The sequence below is a fragment of the Paraburkholderia sp. A1RI_3L genome, from assembly GCF_048957895.1.
In the GTDB taxonomy this organism is placed as follows: Bacteria; Pseudomonadota; Gammaproteobacteria; order Burkholderiales; family Burkholderiaceae; genus Paraburkholderia; species Paraburkholderia kururiensis.
This window is the reverse complement of sequence record NZ_JARCHA010000001.1, coordinates 206,436-231,098: the sequence shown is the minus strand read 5'-3', so window position 1 is coordinate 231,098 and position 24,663 is coordinate 206,436. Positions and strand designations below refer to the sequence as shown.

At 60.6% G+C, this 24,663-nt stretch carries 13 protein-coding genes, 6 tRNA genes and 3 rRNA genes; all 22 read left to right on the top strand.

The features are described 5' to 3' along the window. The first annotated feature begins 184 nt into the window (after window positions 1-184). The 22 genes from PXJ20_RS01150 to rpsG all read left to right on the top strand — a co-directional run bounded on the left by PXJ20_RS01150 (window position 185) and on the right by rpsG (window position 24,575). Window positions 185-1,468 (top strand): SGNH/GDSL hydrolase family protein, encoded by a 1,284-nt coding sequence (locus PXJ20_RS01150; protein WP_421029973.1) that lies wholly within the window; start codon window positions 185-187, stop codon window positions 1,466-1,468. A gap of 447 nt (window positions 1,469-1,915) precedes the next feature. Continuing rightward, window positions 1,916-3,446 (top strand): 16S ribosomal RNA (locus PXJ20_RS01145). A 63-nt stretch (window positions 3,447-3,509) separates the two neighbouring features. Next, window positions 3,510-3,586, top strand: a tRNA-Ile gene (locus PXJ20_RS01140). 41 nt (window positions 3,587-3,627) lie between these two features. Continuing rightward, window positions 3,628-3,703, top strand: a tRNA-Ala gene (locus tag PXJ20_RS01135). 292 nt (window positions 3,704-3,995) lie between these two features. Continuing rightward, a 23S ribosomal RNA gene (locus PXJ20_RS01130) occupies window positions 3,996-6,876 on the top strand. Window positions 6,877-7,020: 144 nt separating this feature from the next. Next, window positions 7,021-7,134: ribosomal RNA gene (rrf, locus tag PXJ20_RS01125) — 5S ribosomal RNA — on the top strand. The 16S, 23S and 5S rRNA genes sit together here with 5 tRNA genes alongside, the layout of an rRNA operon. A gap of 146 nt (window positions 7,135-7,280) precedes the next feature. After that, window positions 7,281-7,366: transfer RNA gene (locus PXJ20_RS01120), tRNA-Tyr, on the top strand. 42 nt (window positions 7,367-7,408) lie between these two features. Then, a tRNA-Gly gene (locus PXJ20_RS01115) sits at window positions 7,409-7,482 on the top strand. Window positions 7,483-7,498: 16 nt separating this feature from the next. After that, a tRNA-Thr gene (locus PXJ20_RS01110) sits at window positions 7,499-7,573 on the top strand. A gap of 63 nt (window positions 7,574-7,636) precedes the next feature. Next, window positions 7,637-8,827 (top strand): elongation factor Tu, encoded by a 1,191-nt coding sequence (tuf, locus tag PXJ20_RS01105; protein WP_017777140.1) that lies wholly within the window; start codon window positions 7,637-7,639, stop codon window positions 8,825-8,827. 63 nt (window positions 8,828-8,890) lie between these two features. Beyond that, window positions 8,891-8,966: transfer RNA gene (locus tag PXJ20_RS01100), tRNA-Trp, on the top strand. A gap of 36 nt (window positions 8,967-9,002) precedes the next feature. Further along, window positions 9,003-9,386, top strand: a complete 384-nt coding sequence (gene secE / locus PXJ20_RS01095) for a preprotein translocase subunit SecE (protein WP_421029972.1) — start codon at window positions 9,003-9,005, stop codon at window positions 9,384-9,386. A 1-nt stretch (window position 9,387) separates the two neighbouring features. Continuing rightward, a complete protein-coding gene (nusG, locus tag PXJ20_RS01090; protein WP_026121916.1) occupies window positions 9,388-9,945 on the top strand; it encodes a transcription termination/antitermination protein NusG in 558 nt (185 codons plus the stop codon). Window positions 9,946-10,096: 151 nt separating this feature from the next. Further along, window positions 10,097-10,528, top strand: coding sequence for a 50S ribosomal protein L11 (gene rplK, locus PXJ20_RS01085; RefSeq protein ID WP_017777143.1), 432 nt, complete (start codon window positions 10,097-10,099; stop codon window positions 10,526-10,528). Continuing rightward, window positions 10,529-11,227 carry a 50S ribosomal protein L1 gene (gene rplA / locus PXJ20_RS01080; protein ID WP_421029971.1) on the top strand — a complete coding sequence of 233 codons (699 nt, stop codon included), beginning with the start codon at window positions 10,529-10,531 and terminating at the stop codon, window positions 11,225-11,227. A gap of 302 nt (window positions 11,228-11,529) precedes the next feature. Next, window positions 11,530-12,027 carry a 50S ribosomal protein L10 gene (rplJ, locus tag PXJ20_RS01075; RefSeq protein WP_114815399.1) on the top strand — a complete coding sequence of 166 codons (498 nt, stop codon included), beginning with the start codon at window positions 11,530-11,532 and terminating at the stop codon, window positions 12,025-12,027. Between the two features lie 72 nt (window positions 12,028-12,099). Then, window positions 12,100-12,477 (top strand): 50S ribosomal protein L7/L12, encoded by a 378-nt coding sequence (gene rplL, locus PXJ20_RS01070; protein WP_017777146.1) that lies wholly within the window; start codon window positions 12,100-12,102, stop codon window positions 12,475-12,477. A gap of 380 nt (window positions 12,478-12,857) precedes the next feature. After that, a complete protein-coding gene (rpoB, locus tag PXJ20_RS01065; protein WP_421029970.1) occupies window positions 12,858-16,964 on the top strand; it encodes a DNA-directed RNA polymerase subunit beta in 4,107 nt (1,368 codons plus the stop codon). 21 nt (window positions 16,965-16,985) lie between these two features. Beyond that, window positions 16,986-21,227 (top strand): DNA-directed RNA polymerase subunit beta', encoded by a 4,242-nt coding sequence (rpoC, locus tag PXJ20_RS01060; RefSeq protein WP_277596961.1) that lies wholly within the window; start codon window positions 16,986-16,988, stop codon window positions 21,225-21,227. Window positions 21,228-21,468: 241 nt separating this feature from the next. Next, window positions 21,469-23,316, top strand: a complete 1,848-nt coding sequence (recQ, locus tag PXJ20_RS01055; RefSeq protein ID WP_421029969.1) for a DNA helicase RecQ — start codon at window positions 21,469-21,471, stop codon at window positions 23,314-23,316. A 231-nt stretch (window positions 23,317-23,547) separates the two neighbouring features. Beyond that, window positions 23,548-23,928 carry a 30S ribosomal protein S12 gene (gene rpsL, locus PXJ20_RS01050; RefSeq protein WP_017777150.1) on the top strand — a complete coding sequence of 127 codons (381 nt, stop codon included), beginning with the start codon at window positions 23,548-23,550 and terminating at the stop codon, window positions 23,926-23,928. Between the two features lie 176 nt (window positions 23,929-24,104). Continuing rightward, on the top strand, window positions 24,105-24,575 hold the full coding sequence (gene rpsG / locus PXJ20_RS01045; RefSeq protein ID WP_017777151.1) for a 30S ribosomal protein S7: 471 nt from the start codon (window positions 24,105-24,107) through the stop codon (window positions 24,573-24,575). Window positions 24,576-24,663 lie beyond the last annotated feature (88 nt).

Sequence of the window (24,663 nt, the reverse complement as noted above, 5' to 3'; positions counted from 1 at the left end):
TCGGTTGGTTTGATTTTCCAAAGCGGCGCGGAGGTGCCGGTCGGCGCGGGGCGGCGCGCGCAGGCAGCGTCACGGGCGCGGGGAGTCGGGCTTGCCGCAGGCCTGTCTTGTCTCGCTTCGTCCGGTCCGTCGATCAGGCACAATGGCCGCCTTCCTTCTTCCAGATTCCCCACATCGCTTCAGCATGAAAATTCTTACTCTGGCTGGTGTGCTCGGACTGCTGTTGCCGCTCGCGTCGCCGGCGCTTGCTGCCACTCTCGCCGCTCCTGCCGCTCCTGCCGATACCGAGGCGCACTGGGTCGCCGCCTGGGCGACGGCGCTCCAGCCTATCCCCCAGCGGGCCGAGCTGCCGCCGCTCTATCGGGCGCCCGAGGTGCCGGGGCGTACGGTTCGGCAGATCGTCTATCCAACCGTGAGTGGGCACGTCGTCCGGATTCGCGTCAGCAATGAGTATGGACGGACGGCGCTCGTGATTCGTGGTCTGCGCATTGCGCGGTCGATGGGCGGAGCGAGCATCGACCCTGCGCGAGACGTTTCGATTACGTTCGGCGGCAAGCTGGGGGTGTCGGTGCCCGCGGGGGCGGATGTTGAAAGCGACCCTGTGTCGATCGAGATCGCAGCGGGAACGCCTTACGCGATCAGCTCCTATATGGGGCAAGAGCAGACGATGGTCGCGTGGCACCGGGTGGCCAGCCAGATCAATTACGTCTCGTCGCCCGGGGACCACGTCGCGGATGCTTCGGGCGCAGGCTGGCGCCAGCGGTTCACCCAGTATGCGTGGGTGAGCGGGCTCTCGGTGGAAGCGCCGGGCGCGACGACGATCGTTGCGATCGGCGACTCGATCACAGATGGTATGCGCTCGACCATCAATCGCAATCAACGCTGGCCGGATGAACTGGCGCGGCGGCTCGCCGGCGAGCGGGAGCAGTCGATCGGCGTGGTGAATCTGGGGATCAGCGGCAACCGCTTGCTCAGTGACTCGCCCTGCTACGGCGAAGCGCTCGAGAAACGTTTCGAGCGGGACGCGCTCGCGCAGCCGGGTGTGAGGGCGGTCGTTCTGCTGATCGGCATTAACGACATCAATTTCGCCGCAATGCCGCCGCACGCTGGGCTCGATTGTGATTACCCGCATACCCAGGTTACGGCGCAAGCGCTGATCGACGGCTACAAGCGCCTGATCGCCGAGGCTCACCGCCGCGGCGTGCGAGTCTACGGTGCGACGTTGACGCCGGCCTCATTGCCGTCCCAGAGGGAGGCGATCCGGCTTGCCGTGAACAACTGGATCCGGACCGGCGGCGCTTTCGACGGCGTAGTGGATTTCGATGGCGCCCTCCGCGATCCCGCGCAGCCGGATCGGCTTCGGGCCGCGTACGACAGCGGCGATCACGTCCATCCGGGCGACCGAGGCTACGCGGCTATGGCACAGGCGGTGCCGCATGCTGTCGTGGCCGCAGCGGCGGGGAACTGAGCGCGGCGGAGGCGGGTCTGGAAAAAAATCCCCGTCATCCCCTTGTCATGTGGGCGGTGTTGGCCTACTATTCGCCTCCCCGTTGCGAACACGGGCCGCTGCGGGAAACGGCGGGGCGCGAAGCCGGCAGATTTTTAAGCGGATGCGAAATTATCTGTTGACGAAGCGGCAAAGAGTCTTCATAATCTCGTTTCTCTGCTGCTGATGCAGCGACGCAGGCGGTGCTGGAGGGAAGTGACTCTGGTGGCGGTGCGAACGATCTTTAAAAACTTACAGCCGATAAGTGTGGGCGCTTGATGGCGGCGTGCCCCGGTGACGTTATGTTGCCGGGCAAGCAAAGGTATCAAGAGTCTCACACGGTAAGGAATAGGAAGTGAAGCAATTCACGACCTGTCAGTACCGAGTTGAGCGACCTGTCCGGAGACGGACAGAGACAGTAACAGGTTTGAACTGAAGAGTTTGATCCTGGCTCAGATTGAACGCTGGCGGCATGCCTTACACATGCAAGTCGGACGGCAGCGCGGGCTTCGGCCTGGCGGCGAGTGGCGAACGGGTGAGTAATACATCGGAACGTATCCTGGAGTGGGGGATAGCCCGGCGAAAGCCGGATTAATACCGCATACGCTCTGAGGAGGAAAGCGGGGGACCTTCGGGCCTCGCGCTCAAGGGGCGGCCGATGGCGGATTAGGTAGTTGGTGGGGTAAAGGCCTACCAAGCCGACGATCCGTAGCTGGTCTGAGAGGACGACCAGCCACACTGGGACTGAGACACGGCCCAGACTCCTACGGGAGGCAGCAGTGGGGAATTTTGGACAATGGGGGCAACCCTGATCCAGCAATGCCGCGTGTGTGAAGAAGGCCTTCGGGTTGTAAAGCACTTTTGTCCGGAAAGAAATCATCGGGGCCAATACCCCTGGTGGATGACGGTACCGGAAGAATAAGCACCGGCTAACTACGTGCCAGCAGCCGCGGTAATACGTAGGGTGCGAGCGTTAATCGGAATTACTGGGCGTAAAGCGTGCGCAGGCGGTGCTGTAAGACCGATGTGAAATCCCCGGGCTTAACCTGGGAACTGCATTGGTGACTGCAGCGCTGGAGTATGGCAGAGGGGGGTGGAATTCCACGTGTAGCAGTGAAATGCGTAGAGATGTGGAGGAACACCGATGGCGAAGGCAGCCCCCTGGGCCAATACTGACGCTCATGCACGAAAGCGTGGGGAGCAAACAGGATTAGATACCCTGGTAGTCCACGCCCTAAACGATGTCAACTGGTTGTTGGGGATTCATTTCCTTAGTAACGTAGCTAACGCGTGAAGTTGACCGCCTGGGGAGTACGGTCGCAAGATTAAAACTCAAAGGAATTGACGGGGACCCGCACAAGCGGTGGATGATGTGGATTAATTCGATGCAACGCGAAAAACCTTACCTACCCTTGACATGTACGGAACCCTGCCGAGAGGTGGGGGTGCCCGAAAGGGAGCCGTAACACAGGTGCTGCATGGCTGTCGTCAGCTCGTGTCGTGAGATGTTGGGTTAAGTCCCGCAACGAGCGCAACCCTTGTCCCCAGTTGCTACGCAAGAGCACTCCGGGGAGACTGCCGGTGACAAACCGGAGGAAGGTGGGGATGACGTCAAGTCCTCATGGCCCTTATGGGTAGGGCTTCACACGTCATACAATGGTCGGAACAGAGGGTTGCGAAGCCGCGAGGTGGAGCCAATCCCAGAAAACCGATCGTAGTCCGGATTGCAGTCTGCAACTCGACTGCATGAAGCTGGAATCGCTAGTAATCGCGGATCAGCATGCCGCGGTGAATACGTTCCCGGGTCTTGTACACACCGCCCGTCACACCATGGGAGTGGGTTTTGCCAGAAGTGGCTAGTCTAACCGCAAGGAGGACGGTCACCACGGCAGGATTCATGACTGGGGTGAAGTCGTAACAAGGTAGCCGTATCGGAAGGTGCGGCTGGATCACCTCCTTTCCAGAGCAGCGCGTCCAAAGTCAGAGCGCTCACACTTGTCGGCTGTATGAATGACAGACTCAGGGGTCTGTAGCTCAGTCGGTTAGAGCACCGTCTTGATAAGGCGGGGGTCGTTGGTTCGAATCCAACCAGACCCACCAACTTTGTCTGTGACGGGCAGTCCCCTGCAGGAGTCGGTGAGGGGGGCATAGCTCAGCTGGGAGAGCACCTGCTTTGCAAGCAGGGGGTCGTCGGTTCGATCCCGTCTGCCTCCACCAGTCCCCAGCGCGCAGTGTCGGTGAGACACGGGTACTGCGCCCTGGCGACTGCCAGCCAGACGGCATGAGGTTGATGTCGCTGTCGTTCTTTAACAATCAGGAAGCAGCAGTAATTTGACTGATGCGAAAGCGCCTTGTGAGATGGGCGTGAGTAGGTCAGTCAGGGTTGTGATTGTATCGAAAGTATCTCAGGGCCATCGAAGGATGGCATTGGAATACGGCACAACGCTAAAACTCAACCTGTAGCGGTCGAGGTCTGTTCCCTGTGTGGGAAGAGACACACCCGTTATAGGGTCAAGCGAACAAGTGCATGTGGTGGATGCCTTGGCGATCACAGGCGATGAAGGACGCGGTAGCCTGCGAAAAGCTCCGGGGAGCTGGCAAACAAGCTTTGATCCGGAGATGTCCGAATGGGGAAACCCACTCCTTCTGGAGTATCCGTGGCTGAATACATAGGCCATGTGAAGCGAACGCGGCGAACTGAAACATCTAAGTAGCCGCAGGAAAAGAAATCAACCGAGATTCCCAGAGTAGTGGCGAGCGAAATGGGAGCAGCCTGTACTCTTTATCTGAACTGTTAGCCAAACGCTCTGGAAAGTGCGGCCATAGCGGGTGATAGCCCCGTAGGCGAAAACAGGTTGGAAGAACTGGGTGTACGACAAGTAGGGCGGGACACGTGAAATCCTGTCTGAAGATGGGGGGACCATCCTCCAAGGCTAAATACTCGTGATCGACCGATAGTGAACCAGTACCGTGAGGGAAAGGCGAAAAGAACCCCGGGAGGGGAGTGAAACAGATCCTGAAACCGCATGCATACAAACAGTCGGAGCCTCGAAAGGGGTGACGGCGTACCTTTTGTATAATGGGTCAGCGACTTACATTCAGTGGCGAGCTTAACCGTATAGGGCAGGCGTAGCGAAAGCGAGTCCGAACAGGGCGTCCAGTCGCTGGGTGTAGACCCGAAACCAGGTGATCTATCCATGGCCAGGCTGAAGGTGCGGTAACACGTACTGGAGGGCCGAACCCACTGACGTTGAAAAGTCAGGGGATGAGCTGTGGATAGGGGTGAAAGGCTAAACAAACCTGGAAATAGCTGGTTCTCTCCGAAAACTATTTAGGTAGTGCCTCGTGTATCACCTTCGGGGGTAGAGCACTGTCATGGTTGAGGGGTCCATTGCGGATTACCTCGCCATAGCAAACTCCGAATACCGAAGAGTGCAATCACGGGAGACAGACATCGGGTGCTAACGTCCGGTGTCAAGAGGGAAACAACCCAGACCGCCAGCTAAGGTCCCCAAACATGGCTAAGTGGGAAACGAAGTGGGAAGGCTAAAACAGTCAGGAGGTTGGCTTAGAAGCAGCCACCCTTTAAAGAAAGCGTAATAGCTCACTGATCGAGTCGTCCTGCGCGGAAGATGTAACGGGGCTAAGCCATGTACCGAAGCTGCGGATGCGAGCTTGCTCGCATGGTAGGAGAGCGTTCCGTAAGCCTGCGAAGGTGCACCGGAAGGTGTGCTGGAGGTATCGGAAGTGCGAATGCTGACATGAGTAGCGATAAAGGGGGTGAAAGGCCCCCTCGCCGTAAGCCCAAGGTTTCCTACGCAACGTTCATCGGCGTAGGGTGAGTCGGCCCCTAAGGCGAGGCAGAAATGCGTAGCTGATGGGAAGCAGGTCAAGATTCCTGCACCGGCGTGAAATGCGATGGGGGGACGGATCGCGGAAGGTTGTCCGGGTGTTGGAAGTCCCGGTCGCTGCATTGGAGAAGGTGCCCTGGCAAATCCGGGCACGCAATTCAAGGGTGTGGCGCGAGCTTCTTCGGAAGCGAAGCAACTGGAAGGGGTTCCAGGAAAAGCCTCTAAGCTTCAGTTTCACGTTGACCGTACCGCAAACCGACACAGGTGGGCGAGATGAGTATTCTAAGGCGCTTGAGAGAACTCGGGAGAAGGAACTCGGCAAACTGGTACCGTAACTTCGGGATAAGGTACGCCCTGGTAGCTTGACCGGCCTGCGCCGGAAGGGTGAAGGGGTTGCAATAAACTGGTGGCTGCGACTGTTTAATAAAAACACAGCACTCTGCAAACACGAAAGTGGACGTATAGGGTGTGACGCCTGCCCGGTGCCGGAAGATTAAATGATGGGGTGCAAGCTCTTGATTGAAGTCCCGGTAAACGGCGGCCGTAACTATAACGGTCCTAAGGTAGCGAAATTCCTTGTCGGGTAAGTTCCGACCTGCACGAATGGCGTAACGATGGCCACACTGTCTCCTCCCGAGACTCAGCGAAGTTGAAGTGTTTGTGATGATGCAATCTACCCGCGGCTAGACGGAAAGACCCCATGAACCTTTACTGCAGCTTTGCATTGGACTTTGAACCGGTCTGTGTAGGATAGGTGGGAGGCTGTGAAGCGTGGACGCCAGTCTGCGTGGAGCCAACCTTGAAATACCACCCTGGCTTGTTTGAGGTTCTAACCCAGGTCCGTGAATCCGGATCGGGGACAGTGCATGGCAGGCAGTTTGACTGGGGCGGTCTCCTCCCAAAGCGTAACGGAGGAGTACGAAGGTACGCTAGGTACGGTCGGAAATCGTGCTGATAGTGCAATGGCATAAGCGTGCTTGACTGCGAGACCGACAAGTCGAGCAGGTGCGAAAGCAGGTCATAGTGATCCGGTGGTTCTGTATGGAAGGGCCATCGCTCAACGGATAAAAGGTACTCTGGGGATAACAGGCTGATACCGCCCAAGAGTTCATATCGACGGCGGTGTTTGGCACCTCGATGTCGGCTCATCTCATCCTGGGGCTGTAGCCGGTCCCAAGGGTATGGCTGTTCGCCATTTAAAGAGGTACGTGAGCTGGGTTTAAAACGTCGTGAGACAGTTTGGTCCCTATCTGCCGTGGGCGCTGGAAGTTTGAGGGGGCCTGCTCCTAGTACGAGAGGACCGGAGTGGACGAACCTCTGGTGTACCGGTTGTCACGCCAGTGGCATCGCCGGGTAGCTATGTTCGGAAGAGATAACCGCTGAAAGCATCTAAGCGGGAAACTCGCCTCAAGATGAGACTTCCCCGGGGCTTCGAGCCCCTTGAAGGGTCGTTCAAGACCAGGACGTTGATAGGCCGGGTGTGGAAGCGCAGTAATGCGTTAAGCTAACCGGTACTAATTGCCCGTAAGGCTTGATCCTATAACCGGTGTGTTTCAGCACACCGCTACAGTTGCGCGTTGTGCCCAGTCACAACCCCACAGTTACATACGCTGCTTCCCGATTGGCTGCGCCGCAGCCGGGCCTCATACCGGCCCCGCCCACGCGACGCAGCAACCCGTCATGCCTGATGACCATAGCGAGTCGGTCCCACCCCTTCCCATCCCGAACAGGACCGTGAAACGACTCCACGCCGATGATAGTGCGGATTGCCCGTGTGAAAGTAGGTAATCGTCAGGCTCCTTACCCCGCAAAGACCCCGCCACCCATATGGCGGGGTCTTCTGCTTTGGGCGCGTGCTTATAAGTGAGAACGCCTTGGGGGGGATTCCCGTAGTTGATGCTTGACATCAATCGGTTACTCCCCCATAATCATCCGTTCTCTGCGGAGGGGTGCCCGAGTGGCTAAAGGGGGCAGACTGTAAATCTGTTGGCTTACGCCTACGTTGGTTCGAATCCAACCTCCTCCACCAGAATTGCTAAGCTGAGGTCGCGGCAGGAAATCGAAGGCCCTTGCGGGTGTAGCTCAATGGTAGAGCAGAAGCCTTCCAAGCTTACGACGAGGGTTCGATTCCCTTCACCCGCTCCAGCGCACAAAAAGTATCGCCCATGTGGCTCAGTGGTAGAGCACTCCCTTGGTAAGGGAGAGGTCGGCAGTTCGATCCTGCCCATGGGCACCAGCGAGTGTCAGTGATAGTTTGCGCCCAGCGCAACGTACGGAAAAATCCTCTTAGGAGTCGAAAATGGCTAAGGGTAAATTTGAGCGGACCAAGCCGCACGTGAACGTGGGCACGATCGGTCACGTTGACCACGGCAAGACCACGCTGACGGCGGCGATTGCGACGGTTCTGTCGGCGAAGTTCGGCGGTGAGGCGAAGAAGTACGACGAGATCGACGCGGCGCCGGAAGAAAAGGCCCGCGGCATCACGATCAACACGGCGCACATCGAGTACGAAACGGCCAACCGCCACTACGCACACGTTGACTGCCCGGGTCACGCGGACTACGTGAAGAACATGATCACGGGTGCAGCGCAGATGGACGGCGCGATCCTGGTGTGCTCGGCCGCGGACGGTCCGATGCCGCAGACGCGCGAGCACATCCTGCTGGCGCGCCAGGTGGGCGTGCCGTACATCATCGTGTTCCTGAACAAGTGCGACATGGTGGACGACGCCGAGCTGCTCGAGCTGGTGGAAATGGAAGTGCGCGAGCTGCTGTCGAAGTACGACTTCCCGGGCGACGACACGCCGATCATCAAGGGTTCGGCCAAGCTGGCGCTGGAAGGCGACAAGGGCGAGCTGGGTGAAGTGGCGATCATGAACCTGGCCGACGCGCTGGACACGTACATCCCGACGCCGGAGCGCGCGGTGGATGGCGCGTTCCTGATGCCGGTGGAAGACGTGTTCTCGATCTCGGGCCGCGGTACGGTGGTGACGGGTCGCGTCGAGCGTGGCGTGGTCAAGGTTGGCGAGGAAATCGAGATTGTCGGTATCAAGCCGACGGTGAAGACGACCTGCACGGGCGTGGAAATGTTCCGCAAGCTGCTGGACCAGGGCCAGGCGGGCGACAACGTCGGTATCCTGCTGCGCGGCACGAAGCGTGAGGAAGTGGAGCGTGGCCAGGTGCTGGCCAAGCCGGGTTCGATCACGCCGCACACGCACTTCACGGCTGAGGTGTACGTGCTGAGCAAGGACGAAGGCGGCCGTCACACGCCGTTCTTCAACAACTACCGTCCACAGTTCTACTTCCGTACGACGGACGTGACGGGCTCGATCGAGCTGCCGAAGGACAAGGAAATGGTGATGCCGGGCGACAACGTGTCGATCACGGTGAAGCTGATTGCACCGATCGCGATGGAAGAAGGCCTGCGCTTCGCCATCCGTGAAGGTGGCCGTACCGTCGGCGCCGGTGTCGTCGCCAAGATCATCGAGTAAGCCAGCTAGTTCTCGTTGATCGGTTGTTTCGGGGTTGGCGACATCGTCAACCCCAAATGGTTTAGGGGTATAGCTCAACTGGCAGAGCGTCGGTCTCCAAAACCGAAGGTTGGGGGTTCGATTCCCTCTGCCCCTGCCAAATTCTCGCGCTCGTCGCGATGTTCGTTAAGGTGTTATGGCGAATCCTTCCTCCGTCGAAACTGTAAATACTTCCGGTGACAAGCTTCTGCTCGTCGCGGGCGTATTGTTGGTGGTGGCCGGGTTCGTAGGCTTTTTCTGGCTCGGTAGCCAGGAATGGTACGTCCGCGGTGCCGCGCTGGCCGTTGGCGTGGTCGCGGGTGTGCTGGTCGGTTTGCTCTCGGCGCCCGGTAAAGGCTTTATCGCGTTCGCCAAGGACTCGTACCGGGAAGTTCGCAAGGTTGTCTGGCCTACCCGCAAGGAAGCCACGCAGACCACCTTGGTGGTTTTCGGCTTCGTGCTGGTCATGGCCGTGCTCCTCTGGATCAGCGATAAGTCCATCGAATGGGTGATTTTCTCGGTGATTCTGGGTTGGAAATGATATGAGCGATACTCCGGCATCCCCGAGCGGAAAACGTTGGTACGTCGTGCACGCCTACTCCGGCATGGAGAAGAGCGTGCAACGTGCGCTTCAGGAGCGCATTGAGCGCGCCGGCATGCAAGACAAGTTCGGTCAGATTCTCGTTCCGACCGAAGAAGTGGTTGAAGTGAAGGGCGGTCACAAGTCTGTGACCGAGCGCCGTTTCTTCCCGGGCTACGTGCTCGTCGAGATGGAAATGACCGACGAGACGTGGCATCTCGTGAAGAACACCGCCAAGGTGACGGGATTTGTGGGCGGTGCGCGTAACCGACCCAGTCCGATCTCGCCGCGCGAAGTCGAAAAGATCATGTCGCAGATGCAGGAAGGCGTGGAGAAGCCGCGTCCGAAGACCCTGTTCGAAGTTGGCGAGATGGTCCGGGTGAAGGATGGTCCGTTTACGGACTTCAACGGTAGCGTCGAAGAAGTCAATTACGAAAAGTCGCGCGTCCGCGTTTCTGTCACTATTTTTGGTCGCGCAACGCCGGTTGAACTCGAGTTCGGCCAGGTCGAGAAGCTTTGATCCAGATTTCGCGGATCGCGCCGGTAAGGCGCGATCCGCCTTTCGCGCTTACGGTCCGCGTAATGGCCGTTGAGGAGCGTCAGTAGTCAGTTCATCGGCGAACGCGCGTTACTACTCACCGAACGCTCACGCGTTCCACTGAGGTTTTCAAATGGCAAAGAAAATTATCGGCTTTATCAAGCTGCAGATTCCTGCGGGTAAAGCCAATCCGTCGCCCCCCGTCGGTCCGGCGCTGGGTCAGCGCGGTCTGAACATCATGGAGTTCTGCAAGGCGTTCAACGCGCAGACTCAAGCCATGGAACCGGGCCTGCCCGTTCCGGTGGTCATCACCGCTTTCGCCGACAAGAGCTTCACGTTTGTTCTGAAGACGCCGCCGGCAACGGTTCTGATCAAGAAGGCCGCGAAGATCGACAAGGGTTCGAGCAAGCCGCACACCGACAAGGTCGGCTCGATCACGCGCGCTCAGGCCGAAGAGATCGCCAAGACGAAGATGCCGGATCTTACGGCAGCTGATATGGACGCAGCGGTTCGCACGATCGCTGGCAGCGCCCGCTCGATGGGCATCACCGTGGAGGGCGTGTAAATGGCCAAGCTTTCTAAGCGTCTGCAGGCATACGCGAACAAGGTCGACCGTCAGAAGCTGTATCCGATCAACGACGCGCTCGCGCTCGTGAAGGAATGCGCAACGGCGAAGTTCGACGAATCGATCGACGTGGCCGTGCAACTCGGCATCGATGCGAAGAAGTCGGACCAGGTCGTTCGTGGCTCCGTCGTGCTGCCCGCTGGTACCGGCAAGTCGGTTCGCGTGGCCGTGTTCGCGCAAGGCGACAAGGCCGAGCAGGCTCGCGCCGCAGGTGCGGAAATCGTCGGGATGGAAGATCTCGCCGAGCAGATCAAGGCTGGCAATCTGAACTTCGACGTCGTGATCGCCTCGCCGGACACGATGCGTGTGGTCGGTACGCTGGGCCAGATTCTCGGCCCGCGCGGCCTGATGCCGAACCCCAAGGTTGGCACCGTGACGCCGGACGTGGCTACCGCAGTCAAGAACGCGAAGGCCGGTCAGGTGCAATTCCGTGTCGACAAGGCCGGCATCATCCACGCGACCATCGGTCGTGCCTCGTTCGAACCCGCAGCGCTGCGCAGCAACCTCGATGCACTCGTCGACGCGCTGAACAAGGCAAAGCCGGCAACGAGCAAGGGCGTGTACCTGCGCAAGATCGCCGTGTCGAGCACGATGGGTGTGGGCGTGCACGTCGATCAGGCAACGCTCGCCGCGCAGTAATCGTTTTGTCGCTTCGCTGCCGGACAGGGCGGAGCGTTTAAGGGCTTTGGGCGGTCGCGGGATGGCAGGGTGCATCACGCGGCCGGTTGTCAAAGACCGTTGGTGGAGCGTAGTAGTTGGACGTCTCCTTAATGCAAACCAACGCAGATGGCGAACCCGAAAAGGTTTTGAAGTGCTGAAGCAGGTTGTCGTGCGCAGCAATGCGGGCGGGAACCGGCTGAAATACTCCGGACTGGTCGGACGCCGTTGTTGAACCCGATGCACAAGGCTCGTGCCGCGTGTATCGAATCTGGAGGCTAACCGTGCCACTCAACAAGGAAGACAAGCAAGCCGTCGTAGCTGAGGTTTCCGCGCAAGTTGCGAAAGCCCAGACGATGGTTCTTGCTGAGTATCGTGGGATTGCGGTTGGCGATCTGACCAAGCTGCGCGCGAAAGCGCGCGAGCAGCAGGTGTACCTGCGCGTGCTGAAGAATACGTTGGCACGTCGTGCAGTTGAAGGTACCCCGTTTGCTCCGCTGGCAGAGCAGATGACTGGCCCCCTGATCTACGGCATCTCGGAAGATGCCATTGCCGCTGCGAAGGTCGTCAACGACTTCAGCAAGGGCAATGACAAGCTGATCATCAAGGCCGGTGCCTATGAAGGCAAGGTGATGGACAAGGCTGGCGTGCAAGCGCTTGCCAACATCCCGAGTCGCGAGGAACTGCTCTCGAAGCTGTTGTTTGTCATGCAGGCTCCGGTTTCTGGCTTCGCGCGCGCATTGGCTGCGCTGGCGGAGAAGAAGCAGGGCGAAGCTGCGTAACGAACTTCAGTCTGGCGAGATCTGCGGACAGGATCGCTGGCTGTATCCGAATTCAATCTAGGAGTATTTCAAATGGCAATCGCAAAAGAAGACATCCTCGAAGCCGTTGGCGCGATGTCGGTTCTGGAACTGAACGAGCTGGTCAAGGCGTTCGAAGAGAAGTTTGGCGTGTCGGCTGCTGCAGTGGCAGTGGCAGGCCCGGCCGGTGGCGGCGGTGCAGCTGCAGCCGCTGAAGAGCAGACCGAATTCACGGTCGTGCTGACCGAAACCGGCGGCAACAAGGTTGCCGTGATTAAGGCTGTTCGCGAACTGACGGGCCTGGGCCTGAAGGAAGCGAAGGACCTAGTCGACGGTGCACCGAAGCCCGTTAAGGAAGCGGTGCCCAAGGCTGCTGCTGACGAAGCGAAGAAGAAGCTGGAAGACGCAGGCGCGAAGGCTGAAATCAAGTAAGTTCCGGCGCGCTGTGCGAAGGCTGGCGGTTTTCACACCGCCGGCCTTTTTGTGCTTTGTGGGGACCGTGTTTTTGCACCTGCCGGGTGCGGACCTTCGGGCCCCAGAAGCCAAAGAAAATCGCCTTTCCAGACCTTCGGGTCACGATTGAACGGCGCTTCTCTTTGTCTTCTGAAGCGACTGCAGAAGGCAAGTTTGGTCGGGCAGCGGGCAACACTGGCATCCGCTGCCGTCAGCCAGCGGTTGGTAGCGGCCAACCACCAAGCTTCTAAGGCTCGTTCAAGCCATCGGACGGCCATCGGGTCTCAGTCGGTGAACACTCGGGTCGTACCTGTCGGGCAATCCTGCCCCCGGCAACCCCGCCGTGATTCGGAGATCGTATGCAATATTCCTTCACCGAGAAGAAGCGTATTCGCAAGAGTTTCGCGAAGCGCCCCATCGTTCACCAGGTTCCTTTCCTGCTGGCCACCCAGCTTGAATCATTCAGCACATTTCTGCAAGCAGATGTGCCCACGCCGCAGCGCAAGCCTGAAGGCCTGCAAGCGGCGTTCTCGTCCGTGTTCCCCATTGTTTCGCACAACGGGTTTGCTCGCCTCGAGTTCGTCAGCTACGCGCTTTCGCCACCCGCATTCAACATCAAGGAATGCCAGCAGCGCGGCCTGACGTATTGCTCCGCGCTGCGCGCGAAGGTGCGTCTGGTATTGCTCGACAAGGAGTCTCCGAGCAAGCCGGTCGTCAAGGAAGTGAAGGAGCAGGAAGTGTACATGGGCGAAATTCCGCTCATGACGCCGACCGGCTCGTTCGTGATCAACGGCACGGAACGTGTGATCGTGTCGCAGCTGCACCGCTCGCCTGGTGTGTTCTTCGAACACGACAAGGGCAAGACGCACAGCTCCGGCAAGCTGCTGTTCTCCGCGCGCATCATTCCTTACCGCGGCTCGTGGCTCGACTTCGAATTCGATCCGAAGGACGTGCTGTACTTCCGCGTGGACCGTCGCCGCAAGATGCCGGTCACGATCCTGCTGAAGGCCATTGGCCTCACGCCGGAACAGATCCTCGCGAACTTCTTCGTGTTCGACAACTTCACGCTGATGCCGGAAGGCGCGCAGATGGAGTTCGTGCCCGAGCGTCTGCGGGGTGAAGTCGCGCGTTTCGACATCACGGACCGTGATGGCAATGTGATCGTCCAGAAGGACAAGCGCATCAACGCGAAGCACATTCGCGACCTCGACAACGCCAAGACGAAGTTCATCTCGGTGCCCGAGGACTATCTGCTCGGCCGCGTGCTGGCCAAGAACATCGTCGACAGCGAAACGGGCGAAGTGATCGCCAACGCGAACGACGAAGTCACGGAAAGCGTGCTCGAGAAGCTGCGCGAAGCGGGCATCAAGGACTTCCAGACGCTCTATACGAACGATCTGGACCAGGGCCCGTACATCTCGTCGACGCTGCGTGTCGACGAAACCGCCGACCGCATGGCCGCACGCATCGCGATCTACCGCATGATGCGTCCGGGCGAGCCGCCCACCGAAGAAGCGGTCGAGGCACTGTTCAACCGTCTCTTCTACAGCGAAGACGCGTACGACCTCTCGAAGGTCGGCCGTATGAAGTTCAACCGCCGCGTGGGCCGCGATGAAATCACGGGCCCGATGACGCTGCAGGACGACGACATCCTCGCGACCATCAAGATCCTCGTCGAGCTGCGTAACGGCAAGGGCGAAGTGGACGATATCGACCACCTCGGCAATCGTCGCGTGCGTTGCGTTGGCGAACTGGCGGAGAACCAGTTCCGTGCCGGTCTCGTGCGCGTCGAGCGCGCGGTGAAGGAACGCCTGGGTCAGGCCGAAAGCGAAAACCTGATGCCGCACGACCTGATCAACTCGAAGCCGATTTCGTCGGCCATTCGCGAGTTCTTCGGTTCGTCGCAGCTGTCGCAGTTCATGGACCAGACCAACCCGCTGTCGGAAATCACGCACAAGCGTCGTGTTTCCGCACTGGGCCCGGGCGGTCTGACGCGTGAGCGCGCAGGCTTCGAAGTGCGTGACGTGCACCCGACCCACTATGGCCGCGTGTGCCCGATCGAAACGCCGGAAGGTCCGAACATCGGCCTGATCAACTCGCTCGCGCTGTACGCGCACCTGAACGAGTACGGCTTCCTCGAAACGCCGTACCGCAAGGTCGAAGACGGTAAGGTCACGGACCAGATCGATTACCTGTCGGCGATCGAAGAAGGCCGTTACGTGATCGCGCAGGCGAACGCGGCAGTGGCCGACGACGGCACGCTCACCGACGAACTGGTGTCGTCGCGTGAAGCCGGCGAAACGCTGATGGTCACGCCGGATCGCATCCAGTACATGGACGTGGCGCCGTCGCAGATCGTGTCGGTGGCGGCTTCGCTGATTCCGTTCCTCGAGCACGACGACGCGAACCGCGCGTTGATGGGTTCGAACATGCAGCGTCAGGCTGTGCCGTGTCTGCGTCCTGAGAAGGCCGTGGTGGGTACGGGCATCGAGCGCACGGTGGCGGTCGACTCGGGCACGACGGTTCAGGCGTTCCGCGGTGGCGTGGTCGATTACGTCGACGCGGGCCGTATCGTGATTCGCGTGAACGACGACGAAGCCGTGGCCGGTGAGGTGGGTGTCGACATCTACAACCTCATCAAGTACACGCGTTCGAACCAGAACACGAACATCAACCAGCGTCCCATCGTGAAGGTGGGCGACATCGTCTCGCGCGGCGACGTGCTGGCCGACGGCGCCTCCACGGACCTGGGCGAGCTCGCGCTCGGCCAGAACATGCTGGTCGCGTTCATGCCGTGGAACGGCTACAACTTCGAAGACTCGATCCTGATCTCCGAAAAGGTGGTGGCCGACGACCGTTACACGTCGATCCACATCGAAGAGTTGAACGTTGTTGCTCGCGACACGAAGCTCGGACCGGAAGAAATCACGCGCGACATTTCGAATCTCGCGGAAGTGCAGCTGAGCCGTCTCGACGAGTCGGGCATCGTGTACATCGGCGCGGAAGTCGAAGCGGGCGACGTGCTGGTGGGCAAGGTGACGCCGAAGGGCGAAACGCAGCTCACGCCGGAAGAAAAGCTGCTGCGCGCGATCTTCGGCGAGAAGGCATCGGACGTGAAGGACACCTCGCTGCGCGTGCCGTCGGGCATGAGCGGCACGGTGATCGACGTGCAGGTGTTCACGCGTGAAGGCATCCAGCGCGACAAGCGCGCCCAGCAGATTATCGACGACGAGCTGAAGCGCTATCGCCTCGACCTGAACGACCAGCTGCGTATCGTGGAAGGCGACGCGTTCCAGCGTCTCGCACGCATGCTCGTGGGCAAGGTTGCGAACGGTGGTCCGAAGAAGCTCGCGAAGGGCACGAAGATCGACCAGGCGTACCTGGAAGACCTCGACCACTACCACTGGTTCGACATCCGCCTCGCGGACGAAGACGCAGCGGCGCAGCTCGAAGCCATCAAGGACTCGATCGAACAGAAGCGTCACCAGTTCGACCTCGCGTTCGAAGAGAAGCGCAAGAAGCTCACGCAAGGCGACGAACTGCCGCCGGGCGTGCTGAAGATGGTCAAGGTGTACCTCGCGGTGAAGCGCCGTCTGCAGCCTGGCGACAAGATGGCCGGCCGTCACGGTAACAAGGGCGTGGTGTCGAAGATCGTTCCGGTCGAAGACATGCCGTACATGGCCGACGGCCGTCCGGCCGACGTCGTGCTGAACCCGCTCGGCGTGCCGTCGCGGATGAACGTGGGTCAGGTGCTGGAAGTGCACCTGGGCTGGGCGGCGAAGGGTCTGGGCTGGCGTATCGGCGAAATGCTGCAGCGTCAGACGAAGGTCGAAGAACTGCGTGTGTTCCTGACGAAGATCTACAACGAGTCGGGCCGTGCGGAAGAGCTGGACAGCTTCTCGGACGACGAGATCATCGAACTCGCGAAGAACCTGCGCGAAGGCGTGCCGTTCGCGACGCCGGTGTTCGACGGTGCGACCGAAGAGGAAATGTCGAAGATGCTGGATCTGGCGTTCCCGGACGAGATCGCCGGGCAGCTGGGCATGACGAAGTCGAAGAACCAGGTCCGCCTCTACGACGGCCGCACGGGCGAAGCATTCGAGCGTACGGTGACGGTCGGCTACATGCACTACCTGAAGCTGCACCACCTGGTCGACGACAAGATGCACGCGCGCTCCACGGGTCCGTACTCGCTCGTGACGCAGCAGCCGCTGGGCGGTAAGGCGCAGTTCGGTGGTCAGCGCTTCGGTGAAATGGAAGTGTGGGCGCTCGAAGCGTATGGCGCATCGTACGTGCTGCAGGAAATGCTGACGGTGAAGTCGGACGACGTGACCGGCCGTACCAAGGTCTATGAAAACCTGGTGAAGGGCGACCACGTGATCGACGCCGGTATGCCTGAGTCGTTCAACGTGCTGGTGAAGGAAATCCGGTCGCTGGGTATCGACATCGACCTGGACCGGAACTAATCGGACTACTGGAGAGAAGCGATGAAAGCTTTGCTCGATCTATTCAAGCAAGTCCAACAAGAAGAAGTTTTTGATGCGATCAAGATCGGTCTGGCCTCGCCCGACAAGATCCGGTCGTGGTCGTTCGGTGAAGTCAAGAAGCCGGAGACTATCAACTACCGCACGTTCAAGCCGGAACGCGATGGCCTGTTCTGCGCCAAGATCTTTGGCCCGATCAAGGACTACGAGTGCCTGTGCGGCAAGTACAAGCGCCTCAAGCACCGCGGCGTGATCTGCGAGAAGTGCGGCGTCGAAGTGACGCTCGCCAAGGTGCGTCGCGAACGCATGGGCCACATCGAACTGGCCTCGCCCGTTGCGCACATCTGGTTCCTGAAGTCGCTGCCATCGCGTCTGGGCATGGTGCTCGACATGACGCTGCGCGACATCGAGCGCGTGCTGTACTTCGAAGCGTACGTGGTGATCGATCCGGGCATGACGCCGCTGAAGGCGCGGCAGATCATGACGGAAGAGGATTACTACAACAAGGTCGAGGAATACGGCGACGAATTCCGTGCCGAAATGGGCGCGGAAGGCGTGCGCGAACTGCTGCGTTCGATCAACATCGACGAGCAGGTCGAGACGCTGCGCACGGAACTCAAGAACACGGGTTCCGAAGCGAAGATCAAGAAGTACGCGAAGCGCCTCAAGGTGCTCGAGGCCTTCCAGCGTTCGGGCATCAAGCCCGAGTGGATGATTCTCGAAGTGCTGCCGGTGCTGCCGCCGGAACTGCGTCCGCTCGTGCCGCTCGACGGCGGCCGTTTCGCTACGTCGGACCTGAACGACCTGTATCGCCGCGTGATCAACCGTAACAACCGGTTGAAGCGTCTGCTCGAGCTGAAGGCACCGGAAATCATCGTGCGCAACGAAAAGCGCATGCTGCAGGAAGCCGTCGACTCGCTGCTCGACAACGGTCGTCGCGGCAAGGCGATGACGGGTGCGAACAAGCGTCCGCTGAAGTCGCTCGCCGACATGATCAAGGGTAAGGGCGGTCGCTTCCGTCAGAACCTGCTGGGCAAGCGCGTGGACTACTCGGGCCGTTCGGTCATCGTGGTGGGCCCGACGCTGAAGCTGCACCAGTGCGGTCTGCCGAAGCTGATGGCGCTCGAACTCTTCAAGCCGTTCATCTTCAACAAGCTCGAAGTGATGGGCGTGGCAACGACCATCAAGGCGGCGAAGAAGGAAGTCGAAAACCAGACGGCGGTGGTGTGGGACATCCTCGAAGAGGTGATCCGCGAGCACCCGGTGATGCTCAACCGTGCGCCGACGCTGCACCGTCTCGGCATTCAGGCTTTCGAGCCGGTGCTGATCGAAGGTAAGGCCATTCAGCTGCACCCGCTCGTCTGCGCGGCGTTCAACGCCGACTTCGACGGTGACCAGATGGCCGTTCACGTGCCGCTGTCGCTCGAAGCGCAGATGGAAGCGCGCACGCTGATGCTCGCGTCGAACAACGTGCTGTTCCCGGCCAACGGCGACCCGTCGATCGTGCCGTCGCAGGATATCGTGCTGGGTCTGTACTACGCGACGCGCGAGGCGATCAACGCGAAGGGCGAAGGCATGACGTTCACGGGCGTGTCGGAAGCGCTGCGCGCGTACGAGAACAAGGAAGTCGAGCTCGCATCGCGCGTCAACGTGCGGATTACCGAAATGGTCCGCAACGAAGACACGTCGGAAGGTGCGCCGCAGTTCGTGCCGAAGATCTCGCTGTATGCGACGACCGTCGGCCGCGCGATCCTCTCGGAAATCCTGCCGCACGGCCTGCCGTTCTCGGTGCTGAACAAGCCGCTCAAGAAGAAGGAAATCTCGCGCCTCATCAACACGGCGTTCCGCAAGTGCGGTCTGCGCGCGACGGTGGTGTTCGCCGACCAGCTGATGCAGTCGGGTTTCCGTCTCGCGACGCGTGCCGGTATTTCGATCTGCGTGGACGACATGCTCGTGCCGCCGCAGAAGGAAACCATCGTCGGCGACGCCGCGAAGAAGGTGAAGGAGTACGACCGTCAGTACATGTCGGGTCTCGTCACTGCGCAGGAACGCTACAACAACGTGGTCGACATCTGGTCGGCGACGTCGGAAGCGGTCGGCAAGGCGATGATGGAGCAGCTGTCGACGGAGCCGGTAACGGACCGCGACGGCAACGAGACGCGCCAGGAGTCGTTCAACTCGATCTACATGATGGCCGACTCGGGCGCCCGGGGTTCGGCGGTGCAGATCCGTCAGCTGGCCGGTATGCGCGGCCTGATGGCGAAGCCGGACGGCTCGATTATCGAGACGCCGATTACCGCGAACTTCCGCGAAGGTCTGAACGTGTTGCAGTACTTCATCTCGACCCACGGTGCACGTAAGGGTCTGGCTGATACGGCACTGAAGACCGCGAACTCGGGTTACCTGACGCGTCGTCTCGTCGACGTGACGCAGGATCTCGTGGTGGTCGAGGACGATTGCGGCACCTCGAACGGCGTGGCGATGAAGGCGCTGGTGGAAGGCGGTGAAGTGGTCGAAGCGCTGCGTGACCGGATTCTCGGCCGCGTGGCGGTGGCGGACGTCGTCAATCCCGAATCGCAGGAAACGCTGTACGAATCGGGCACGCTGCTCGACGAAGTTGCGGTCGAGGAAATCGAACGCCTCGGCATCGACGAAGTGCGCGTGCGTACGCCGCTCACCTGCGAAACGCGTTACGGCCTGTGCGCGGCCTGCTACGGCCGCGACCTCGGCCGCGGCTCGCTCGTGAACGTCGGCGAAGCGGTTGGCGTGATTGCGGCGCAGTCGATCGGCGAGCCGGGCACGCAGCTCACGATGCGTACGTTCCACATCGGTGGCGCGGCTTCGCGTGCGGCAGTCGCCTCGTCGGTCGAAGCGAAGAGCAACGGTACGGTGCGTTTCACTGCCTCGATGCGCTACGTCACCAACGCGAAGGGCGAGCAGATCGTCATCTCGCGTTCGGGCGAAGCGATCATCGCCGACGATCACGGCCGCGAGCGCGAGCGTCACAAGGTGCCTTACGGCGCCACGCTGCTCCAGCTCGACGGTGCGCAGATCAAGGCCGGCACGCAGCTCGCCACGTGGGACCCGATGACGCGCCCGATCATCACCGAGTACAGCGGTACGGTGAAGTTCGAGAACGTCGAGGAAGGCGTGACGGTGGCCAAGCAGATCGACGACGTGACGGGGCTTTCGACGCTCGTCGTGATCGACGTGAAGCGCCGCGGTTCGCAGGCCTCGAAGAGTGTGCGTCCGCAGGTGAAACTGCTCGACGCCAGCGGCGAAGAAGTGAAGATTCCGGGTACCGAGCACTCGGTGCAGATCGGCTTCCAGGTCGGCGCACTGATCACGGTGAAGGACGGCCAGCAGGTGCAGGTCGGTGAAGTGCTCGCGCGTATTCCGACGGAATCGCAGAAGACGCGTGACATTACCGGCGGTCTGCCGCGTGTGGCCGAACTCTTCGAAGCCCGTTCGCCGAAGGACGCGGGTATCCTGGCGGAAGTCACCGGTACGGTGTCGTTCGGTAAGGACACGAAGGGCAAGCAGCGTCTCGTTATCACGGACCTCGAGGGCAACCAGCACGAGTTCTTGATTGCGAAGGAAAAGCAGGTTCTGGTGCACGATGGTCAGGTCGTCAACAAGGGCGAAATGATCGTGGACGGACCGGCGGATCCGCACGACATCCTGCGTCTGCAGGGCGTCGAGGCGCTGTCGCGCTACATCGTGGACGAAGTGCAGGACGTGTACCGTCTGCAGGGCGTGAAGATCAACGACAAGCACATCGAAGTGATCGTGCGTCAGATGCTGCGCCGCGTGCAGATCGTCGACAACGGCGATACGCGCTTCATTCCGGGCGAACAGGTCGAGCGTTCCGACATGCTCGACGAGAACGACCGGATGATCGCGGACGACAAGCGTCCGGCCACGTACGAGAACGTGCTGCTGGGTATCACGAAGGCGTCGCTGTCCACCGACTCGTTCATCTCCGCGGCGTCGTTCCAGGAAACGACCCGCGTGCTGACCGAGGCGGCAATCATGGGCAAGCGCGACGATCTGCGTGGCCTGAAGGAAAACGTGATCGTCGGTCGCCTGATTCCGGCCGGTACGGGCCTTGCGTTCCACAAGGCACGCAAGAGCAAGGAGATGGCCGATCGCGAGCGCTTCGACCAGATCGCAGCCGAAGAGGCGTTCGACTTCGGTACGCCGGAAGCCCCGGCCGCCGAGCAGCAGCCTCACACGGGCGAGTAATCCGCAAGCGGCGCGAGCCGCTTCGGATGACCGCTTCGCACAAGCCGTCCAGTTTCGACTGGGCGGCTTTTTTATTTCTTGCCTCGCATTCGCTCGCTGGTGTCTCGCATGCGACGCCGGCTTGTCTTTGCCGACGCATGGCATCGTCCGCATGGCCAACGCAGTCCGATGGCCTGCATGACCGGCGCCTCGCGTTGGTAGAATTCCGGCTAATCCGCATTGCCCGTTCTCTTCCGCCTACATGTCCCGTTCGCTCGAAATTCTCAACGAAGTTTTTGGTTATCCCGCGTTCCGGGGGCAACAGGGCGAAATCGTCGAACATGTGGCGAGCGGCGGCGACGCCCTCGTGCTGATGCCCACGGGCGGCGGCAAATCGCTTTGCTATCAGATTCCGTCGCTCGTGCGGCGGGAGGCGGGGCAGGGCGCGGGCATCGTGGTCTCCCCGCTCATTGCGCTCATGCAAGACCAGGTCGCGGCGCTCACCGAGGTGGGTGTGCGTGCCGCTTACCTGAACTCGACGCTGTCGGGCGCGGAGGCCGCTGCCACGGAGCGTGCGCTGCGAGAGGGCGACATCGACCTTCTCTATGTCGCGCCGGAACGCTTGATGACGCCGCGCTTTCTCGAACTGCTCGAGCGCGCGCGCATCGGCCTCTTTGCCATCGACGAAGCGCATTGCGTGTCGCAGTGGGGGCACGACTTCCGGCCCGAATACATCCAGCTATCTGTGCTGCACGAACGCTTTCCGGCGGTGCCGCGCATCGCGCTAACGGCTACTGCGGACGCCATCACGCGCGACGAAATCGTGCATCGTCTCGCGCTCGACGAAGCGCGCATTTTCGTCTCGAGTTTCGACCGGCCCAACATCCGCTACCGCATTGTCGAAAAGGACAATGCGCGCGCCCAGTTGCTCGACTTCATTCGGGCCGAACACACGCGTGCGGACGGCACCACCGACGCCGGCGTCGTGTATTGCCTGTCCCGCCGCAAGGTCGAAGAAACGGCGGAGTGGCTGAAAGGGCAAGGCATCCGCGCGCTGCCGTACCACGCCGGCATGGAATTCGCCGTGCGGCAGGAACACCAGGAGATATTCCAGCGCGAAGAGGGCATCGTGATGTGCGCGACGATCGCCTTTGGCATGGGCATCGACAAGCCCGACGTTCGCTTCGTTGCGCACCTGGATTTGCCAAAGAGCGTGGAGGGCTACTACCAGGAAACCGGACGCGCAGGTCGCGACGGTCTGCCTGCAAACGCATGGATGGCCTATGGGCTGGGCGACGTCGTGCAGCAGCGCAAGATGATCGATGAGTCCGACGCCGACGACGCGCACAAGCGCGTGCAGACAAGCAAGCTCGACGCGCTGCTCGGCCTGTGCGAAACCGCTGCGTGCCGGCGCGTGCGGCTGCTCGCCTACTTCGGCGAAGAGTCGGGGCCGTGCGGCAACTGCGACACCTGCCTCGAACCTCCGGCCACATGGGACGCGACGCGCGAGTCGCAAATGGCGCTCTCATGCGTCTTCCGCGCGCAGCGTGCGAGCGGCTTCCACTTCGGCGCCGGGCATCTCATCGACATTCTGCGCGGCAACCGCAACGAAAAGATTCTTCAGCGCGGGCACGAGCAGCTCAGTACCTTCGGCATCGGTGCAGCGCTTTCCGAAGCGGAATGGCGCGCCATCTTCCGGCAACTCGTCGCCTTTGGCTACCTGGCGGTCGACCATGACGGCTTTGGCTCGCTCGTGCTCACGGAGGGGAGCAAGCGGGTGCTCAAGGGCGAGGAGACCGTGACGATGCGGCGCTACGTCAAGCCGGCCCGCGCACGGCAAGCGTCCGGCCGCACCAGCGAGCGCGCCGACCCGACGCTCGGCATGAGCGCACACGAGCGTGCGCGCTGGGACAGGCTGCGTGCATGGCGAACCGCTACGGCGAAGAGCGAGGGCGTACCGGCCTACGTCATATTTCACGACGCAACCCTGGCGGAAATCGCCCGCGTGCATCCCGACACCATTAACGACCTGCGCCATATTCCTGGCATTGGGGCCCGTAAGCTGGAACGGTTCGGTGACGAACTTCTCGAGGTCGTGAGCGCGGACTAATTGCGGCGACGCCGGAGGCCGTCCGTCACAACATCAGAAATGCTGCAAGCTATTGACGCGCTTGGCATTTCCCGAATATGATGCCGGGTTCCGGTTCTTGGGATGTCGGCGTGCGTTCGTTCCTATTGGTCACGCTGCCGGTGGTTTTCCCGTTCGGAGATTCGAAACGTATCGATTTTCGCTTTGCCCGGAAATGGATGCGTCGATTTTGTTCAATTTCAGGAATAAACAATGCCAACCATCAATCAACTGGTTCGCAAAGGCCGCACTTCGGAAGTCGCGAAGAGCAAGAGCCCGGCCTTGCAGGACTGCCCGCAGCGTCGCGGCGTGTGCACCCGTGTGTACACCACGACGCCGAAGAAGCCGAACTCGGCACTCCGTAAGGTCGCCAAGGTTCGCCTCACGAACGGTTTCGAAGTGATCTCGTACATCGGTGGTGAAGGCCACAACCTGCAGGAACACTCGGTTGTGCTGATCCGCGGTGGCCGTGTCAAGGACTTGCCGGGTGTGCGTTACCACATGGTTCGCGGCTCGCTGGATACCCAGGGCGTCAAGGATCGTAAGCAGGCTCGTTCGAAGTACGGCGCGAAGCGCGCCAAGGCTGCGAAGTAAGCAGTCGGGATGTCGCCTTCACGGGCGATAGAAGGCGGTGGTGCCGGATTCGCCGGTGCTGTCGAGTAAGTGGTCACCCGACCAGGCTGGTAAGTCGTCATGGATGAATCGGGTTAGTTGGTGGCCGCGGGGCAGGCGCAAATCGCCGCTCCAACTGAAAAAGTAAAGGAAGAAACATGCCGCGTCGTCGCGAAGTCCCCAAGCGGGAAGTGTTGCCGGATCCGAAGTTCGGTAACGTTGAAGTAGCAAAGTTCATGAACGTGCTGATGCTCTCGGGCAAGAAGTCGGTTGCCGAGCGTATCGTGTACGGCGCTTTCGAGCAGATCCAGACCAAGGGTGGCAAGGACCCGCTGGAAGTGTTCACTGTCGCACTCAACAACGTGAAGCCGGTGGTGGAAGTGAAGAGCCGCCGCGTGGGTGGTGCGAACTATCAGGTTCCGGTCGAAGTGCGTCCGTCGCGTCGTATGGCATTGGCGATGCGTTGGTTGCGCGAGGCCGCGAAGAAGCGCAGCGAGAAGTCGATGGCACTGCGTCTTGCTGGTGAACTGCTGGAAGCGTCCGAAGGGCGTGGTGGCGCAATGAAGAAGCGCGACGAAGTTCACCGGATGGCGGAAGCCAACAAGGCGTTCTCGCATTTCCGTTTCTAAGCGTCCCGACTTCGGGTCTAACGGAAAGAAATTCCGGGCGGGTGCGCTTGAAAAGCGCCTCGCCCGTTTGTGTTAAGGCGCATCGGGC